The organism is Silvanigrella sp., assembly GCF_044369315.1.
Taxonomy (GTDB): Bacteria; Bdellovibrionota_B; Oligoflexia; order Silvanigrellales; family Silvanigrellaceae; genus Silvanigrella.
The window spans coordinates 25,792-32,157 of sequence record NZ_JBIPMD010000010.1 but is presented as its reverse complement, the minus strand read 5'-3'; the positions used below and the strand labels follow the sequence as shown (position 1 = coordinate 32,157).

General features: G+C 25.5%; 7 protein-coding genes. 4 read left to right on the top strand and 3 right to left on the bottom strand.

The annotated features are described in order from the left end of the window. The first annotated feature begins 144 nt into the window (after positions 1–144). The gene (locus ACIQ56_RS02055) at positions 145–531 is read left to right on the top strand and encodes a hypothetical protein (protein WP_397599420.1); all 387 of its coding nucleotides are present in this window, start codon (positions 145–147) and stop codon (positions 529–531) included. Between the two features lie 99 nt (positions 532–630). Then, positions 631–2,601: a M13 family metallopeptidase gene (locus ACIQ56_RS02050; protein ID WP_397599419.1), complete on the top strand. Its 1,971-nt coding sequence runs from the start codon at positions 631–633 to the stop codon at positions 2,599–2,601. 11 nt (positions 2,602–2,612) lie between these two features. Here ACIQ56_RS02050 and ACIQ56_RS02045 read toward each other — a convergent pair whose 3' ends face one another. Both ACIQ56_RS02045 and proB read right to left on the bottom strand, forming a co-directional pair. Then, positions 2,613–3,866 carry a glutamate-5-semialdehyde dehydrogenase gene (locus tag ACIQ56_RS02045; RefSeq protein ID WP_397599418.1) on the bottom strand — a complete coding sequence of 418 codons (1,254 nt, stop codon included), beginning with the start codon at positions 3,864–3,866 and terminating at the stop codon, positions 2,613–2,615. Between the two features lie 3 nt (positions 3,867–3,869). Continuing rightward, on the bottom strand, positions 3,870–4,862 hold the full coding sequence (gene proB, locus ACIQ56_RS02040) for a glutamate 5-kinase (RefSeq protein ID WP_397599422.1): 993 nt from the start codon (positions 4,860–4,862) through the stop codon (positions 3,870–3,872). Positions 4,863–5,136: 274 nt separating this feature from the next. On the opposite strand from proB, the gene ACIQ56_RS02035 reads away from it, so the two are divergent. Then, a complete protein-coding gene (locus tag ACIQ56_RS02035; RefSeq protein WP_397599417.1) occupies positions 5,137–5,322 on the top strand; it encodes an LOG family protein in 186 nt (61 codons plus the stop codon). A gap of 60 nt (positions 5,323–5,382) precedes the next feature. Beyond that, positions 5,383–5,568 (top strand): hypothetical protein, encoded by a 186-nt coding sequence (locus tag ACIQ56_RS02030; RefSeq protein ID WP_397599416.1) that lies wholly within the window; start codon positions 5,383–5,385, stop codon positions 5,566–5,568. 4 nt (positions 5,569–5,572) lie between these two features. Here ACIQ56_RS02030 and ACIQ56_RS02025 read toward each other — a convergent pair whose 3' ends face one another. Next, complete coding sequence (locus ACIQ56_RS02025) at positions 5,573–6,082, bottom strand: hypothetical protein (RefSeq protein WP_397599415.1); 510 nt, start codon at positions 6,080–6,082, stop codon at positions 5,573–5,575. Between the last annotated feature and the right edge of the window lie 284 nt (positions 6,083–6,366).

Sequence of the window (6,366 nt, the reverse complement as noted above, 5' to 3'; positions counted from 1 at the left end):
GAGTTGGTTCTGCCAATCCATTGGTAGCTCCTTTGTTACTTTTTTTTAAGCAACAATTAACTAACAAATTGGAGCTATTTCTTCAATCTTCACAATATCTTTCTCAACTCTTAACTGGCATTATTTTATAATGAGATCCAGCTAATGAATATAATACCAAATTATATAAATTTTAATATAATATCTAAAGCCCTTTTTTTATTAATAAATGAAATTTTTGAAAAATCTACAGATTCTAAGCTCTATTCTCAAAATGTTTGCTATAAATTAAATTATAAAGAACTTGTTGAATATTTTTTTTCTTTAAAAAGCAATAATTGGTTATCAGAAAATTCTAAAAATAATGCCGAAATAAAATTAAATAAAATAAAATTTCAAATTGTAAAACCAAATAATTTTAATAACTGGAATTTAGAGAATTTAATAAAAATGAGATCAAGTAAATATTATTCAAAAATATTTATATTTAAAGATAGTAATTATTCTTCACCAGATTTAAGGGTTAATAATCAAATGAAACTATCAAAATAATTTTCTAAGTTATTTGGTTGTCAAAATGGCGACTCTCTTTATTTTTAAGAGAAAAATTTATTTGATTTATGTTAAGAATGAATCATATTTGGAGATTTTATGTTTTATATTATATTATTTATAAATATATTTATTTTAAAAATAGCATATCCAGCAAATAATATTGAGTTAAATTTTAAAACATTCAAAAACAGAGAATTTAAGTTAAATAAAGATATTTCTCCCTGCGAAGACTTTTATGATTATGTCTGTTCAAATGAAAATAATAATTTTAAATTACCTCAAAATAAACATAATTATGTTTATAGTCATGAAGATTCTAATAAAGAAATAAATAATGATAGAAAAAACTATATAAATTTAATTTTAAATAGGAAAAATAATTCACCAAAAAGTGAAATGATTAAAAATTATTATAATTCTTGTATTAATGAAGATGCAAGAAAATTAGAGGAATTTGAATGGATAGAAAAGTATAAAAATCAAATATTAAAAAGTAATAAAAATGAATTATTAAATAAGATTTCAATAGACGCATTGAATGGTGATTTGTATTTATATAATATTGAAGAAAGTTTAAGCTCAGAAAATAATAAAATAAAAGATATATTTTTTACTTATGAATTGCCATTAAAATATAAAAGTATTTATTCTAAAAATGAAGCTATGATAGAATATATAAATATGATAAAATTATTTTTTAAAAGTATGAATATTAAAAATTATGCTTCTATGGCCAATTATGTTTTTGAATTTGAAAAAAGCATAGCAAATATTTATCCCAATGAGATAATATTAAATGATATTTTCATGAAAGACGAAAAAATAAGCAGAGATGTCGTAGTAAGAAAATTTCCATATATTCATTTTAAAAATATTTTATCTAAAATACCTAGTGAAATTAAAATTTTAATTATACCAGAAAATGTATTTATACATTTGAATTTACAGCTTCAAAAAGCCACAAGAGAAGAACTGCAATCTTTAATTCTTTGGTACAAATTGTCTAAAGGCGAAATTAAATATTCATTTCCTGATTTTTATTTTCAAAAGGAAAACTTTAAAAATAAATATTTTAAAAATTCTAATATGGATAAAAGTAATGAAGAGCAATGCTATCTATCGACTATAAAAGCGTTTGAAAGAAATTTGGATTATGAGCTATTTTATAGCTATAATAAAGAAATTCCTTATGAAAAAATTTACAACCTCATATCAGAAATAAAAAATGTATTTAAAAAAAATATTCAAAATAATCTATGGCTTTCGACTTCTGCAAAAAATCATGCTATTAATAAGATTAATTTTATGCGTTTTGAAATAGCGAAACCTAATAATATAAAGGACTGGGGTTTAGAACCTGTGCTAAATCTAAAACCAAAAAAATATTTAAATAATAAAAAGACAATTTTACAAAATGATTTCAAATTAATGATATATCAAATTAATCAAGAAACAAACTCATCTAAATGGCCTTTTTCACCTCTACATACAAGTGCTTTTTATACAAGTAATTTAAATAAGTTTTTTATTCCTTATGGTGTTTTAAAATCACATATTTTTGATGATAAATTATCAGAAAAATTAGACTATTATTTATTAACTTTAACTATTGCTCATGAAATGTCCCATGCATTTGATGGAAATGGAATTGAATTTGATGCATTTGGAAATATAAATTCTTGGCTCTCAGAAAATGAAAAATTATATTTTAATAAAGAAGTTGAAAAAATGATTCAATTATTTAATGCAGAAAATAATGATGGAAAACTTACTTTAGATGAAAATATAGCTGATTTCCTTGGTTTGAAAATTTCATATCAAACTCATTTTCCTGAAACTAAAAAAATAAATTCAAATGAAAAAAGGAAATTTTTTATTCAATATGCAAAAAATTGGTGTGGTTTAGAATCAGAAGATAAGTTATTAAAAGAGATAAAAAAACATTTTCTTCTAAAATTACGAGTTCATAATCAAATGATGCTATCTGAAGATTTTGAAGAAACCTTTTCATGTCAATTAAATCAACCAATGACTTTAAAAAGTGATGAAAGGCTTGTACTCTGGTAAAAAATAAAACTTTATTTTCTGATTTGTTCGCCATTTCCTGTAATAAGCCATTTATAACTTGTAAGTTCTTCTAGTCCCATTGGACCGCGTGCATGTAATTTTTGAGTGCTTATTCCAATTTCAGAACCCATTTCAAACTCTCCTCCGTCTGTAAAAGAAGTAGGTGCATTTGCATAAACGGCAGCAGCGTCTATATTTTGAAAAAAGTATTGAATTGTATTTTCATCTTCAGCAATAATCGCTTCACTGTGCCCAGAAGAATATTGAAAAATATGTTCACAGGCTTCTTCTTTTGAATTTACAGTCTTTATCGACATTTTTAAAGATAAAAATTCTGTTCCAAAATCTTCTTCTTTTGCTTTATTTAGAAGAGGAGAAGGGTAATTTTCAATTAGTTTATGATAACTTAATTCATCTGCAAAAATTTCTACATTTTTTAAACTTAATGGTTTAATTAAAGAATATAAATCATTTAATCTATTTTTATGAATAATTAGGGTATCAAGTGCATTGCAAACACTGACTCTTCGGGTTTTTGCATTTTCAATAATGCGACGTCCTTTTTCTAAATCTCCACTGGAATCAAAATAGGTATGGACAATTCCTGCGCCAGTCTCAATAACAGGAACTTTAGAATGATTTCGGACATAATCTATTAATTGTTTACTTCCACGTGGAATACAGACATCAACAAGTCCAACCGCCTGAATTAAATATTCTGTTGCTTCTCTTTCTGGAGGTAATAAATAAACAATATCAGGATTGATATGATGTTCTATTAAAGTTTTTCTTATGATATCAAATAAAATTGAATTGCTAAAATGAGCCTCTTTCCCACCTTTTAGAATACAAGCATTTCCTGACTTAAAGCAGAGTGTAAAAACGTCTATTGTTACGTTAGGTCTTGCTTCATATATGATTCCAATAACTCCTAACGGAACAGTTATTTTTTGTAATTTTAAGCCATTTTCTAGTGTTTTTTCATTTAAAATTTTTTGAACAGGAGATTTTAGTTTTATTATTTTTAAAATATCATTTGCAAAATTTAGAACTCTTTCTTTTGTCAGTAATAATCTATCATATAATGGATTTTCTTTGCTCATATTTTCTAAGTCTTTAGCATTCTCAATTAAAATAGCTTGATGCATTTCAATTAAATTTTTTGATAAAGTTTTAAGAACTTCATTTTTAATAGGATCACTTAAATTATTTAAAATATGGCTTGATTTTTTAGTTTTTTGAAATTGATTTTTTAATTCATACATTTTTTATTTTCCTATATTAAAATGTAAGTGATCATAATGAATAAATTCGGGCTTTCCTTTTTGACCAAGATATTCTTTTAATTTTTCAGAATGATAACGCGCAATGCCAACACCAATTTTATCTCCAATAGGAGAACAAATTTCAACTAAATCTCCTTTTTTAAATTCTCCTTTTACTTTTTCAATTCCGACAGGTAATAAGCTTATGACTCTTTTATTTTCTTTTATTATTTCAAGTAAACATGAGTTAACAAAAATAACACCATTTTGTTTGCTATCACTAAAAGCAATCCAGCGTTTTAAATTTGATTTCTTTTTTGTTGGTAAAATTGTTGTACCAACAATTTTTTCATTCATAATTTCATGAATGATATTTTTTTCATGAACACTGCATATATGTGTTGTAATTCCTGATTCAGACATTTTTCGAGCGATGCCAAGTTTTGTAATCATTCCGCCGCGCCCTTGAGTTGTTTTTGAAGTTGAAACTTCAGGCCAGCCGTCAAGTATAGGATTGATTTTGGAAATTAATTTAGATTCAGGGTGATTTGGATTTCCATTATATACCCCTTTAACTGAAGTTAAAATAATGAGTTTATCTGCATTTATTTGAGATGCAATTAATCCTGCAAGTTCATCGTTATCTGTAAACATCAATTCTTCAATTGCGACACTATCATTTTCATTAATTATTGGAATAATATTTTTTTGTTGTAAAATTTCTTTAAGCAGTCTTGAAATATTTAAATAATGTTGTCTTGTATGAAATTCTTGTTTCGTTAGCAAAAGCTGAGATGCAAGAATTCCATAGTTTTTAAACATATTAGAGTATACATGCATAAGTTCATGTTGCCCTAAACTTGCTAATACTTGTTTTTCACCTGTAGACGAACCATATTCTTTGCCTAGTAATTCTCGAGCTACTTTTCTACCAGATCCAACAGCTCCAGAGCTGACTAAAATGATTTGATGACCCTCTCTTTGAAAAAAAGCGATTTGTTACACTAATGTTTGCATTGTGCTTTCAAGAACCGTTCCGTCGTTAGATAATATAGCTTGAGTACCAACCTTAATTACAATTTTCATGCCAAAAGTTCCTTGCTTTAACATTAAGGTTATTTACTTTAATTTCTTAAAAACACTGTCACCTTAATAATCTCATTGATCAATCTCACGTTTAATCTTATATCTTATTCCGTTTTAATTAGGCAATGATATTTTTTTAGTTGTTTATTAACTAGTTAATATTCCTCATTTACCTTGATGGTATATGAAAAAAATTTGTGTTTTTTGTGGTTCGAATTATGGGGCAAAAGTTAAATATATGGAAGTTGCTCAAAATTTGGGGCGCTTTATTGCTGAAAAAGGATTTACTCTTGTCTATGGCGGCGGAAATGTAGGCTTAATGGGTGAACGTTCCGATGCTTTTATTGCTCTTCCGGGGGGGGGGGGTTAGAGCTTTTGAAGAGTTTTTTGAAGTTGTTACTTGGTCGAAATTAGGAATACATAAAAAACCTTGTGGTATATAAATGTTGATGGTTTTTATGATTCTTTGCTAAAACTAATTGAAAATGCTGTTGCTGAAAAATTTATCCGCAAAGAAAATGCCGAATTCATATTAAGCGACTCCGATCCAGATATATTGATTCATAAAATAAAAAATTGGAATCCTGTTATTATCGATAAATGGATTTCCAAATAAAATTTTATTTAGAGTCTATTGGAAAAGGACAGATGTCACTTTCATTATCTAAATTTTGTTTATCCTGAGAAAATTTAATTTGAAAAGAATTATTTTCTTTTTTAATTTTTAAAATATAAATGTCATCGTATTTGACTGAAGGCCAATCTGGAATATCTTTTTCTTTATTATTTTTATCTTTTGTATAAATGTATTTTACAATTTCAACTAATTTATTGTGTTCCCAACTTACAAATATTAATGAATTATTGTATTTGTCACTTAAAATTTCATTTGAAAATTCTTTTACTTCAGTAAATCCAAATAAGGTATTTGTTGGTAAACCAAGTTGAATTGCTGTTGGTTCAATAGTTGAAAGAGGGCGATTGTAAGGATACTTTTGATTCTTTTTTTCTATTTGATGACTTGGATTTGGAGCAAAAATATAACTTGGTTTTCCAAATTTTTGAACTAAAACTTTTGGTATTTTTAAAGAACGATTTAATCCTTTACAATTTATTTGCCCTATTTCCATATTTAGTGGTTTTTCACCATGTCGTATAAAAATAACTGTTTTTCATTATTACTTTCAGAAGCATAAGAAAAAGAAGTAATGTTAATTAATATTAAAATATAAATAAACAAAATTTTCATTTGAATTCCTTATTTAAGTATAATAAAGTTTATGCTATATCAGTTCTTAAAATTATGCAATATTTAAACAAATTATAAAATATTGACAAAATTTTTATTTCTAAATAAAAGCATTAATCTAGAGGAGTCGATATTTTTTATTTACTGAATTATTATTTGAATTAT

Excerpts from the sequence above, each read along its gene's own strand:
- ACIQ56_RS02035 (WP_397599417.1), top strand. The coding sequence starts at position 5,137 with ATGAAAAAAATTTGTGTTTTTTGTGGTTCGAATTATGGGGCAAAAGTT.
- ACIQ56_RS02050 (WP_397599419.1), top strand. The coding sequence starts at position 631 with ATGTTTTATATTATATTATTTATAAATATATTTATTTTAAAAATAGCA.
- ACIQ56_RS02045 (WP_397599418.1), bottom strand. The coding sequence starts at position 3,866 with ATGTATGAATTAAAAAATCAATTTCAAAAAACTAAAAAATCAAGCCAT.
- ACIQ56_RS02055 (WP_397599420.1), top strand. The coding sequence starts at position 145 with ATGAATATAATACCAAATTATATAAATTTTAATATAATATCTAAAGCC.
- ACIQ56_RS02025 (WP_397599415.1), bottom strand. The coding sequence starts at position 6,082 with ATGGAAATAGGGCAAATAAATTGTAAAGGATTAAATCGTTCTTTAAAA.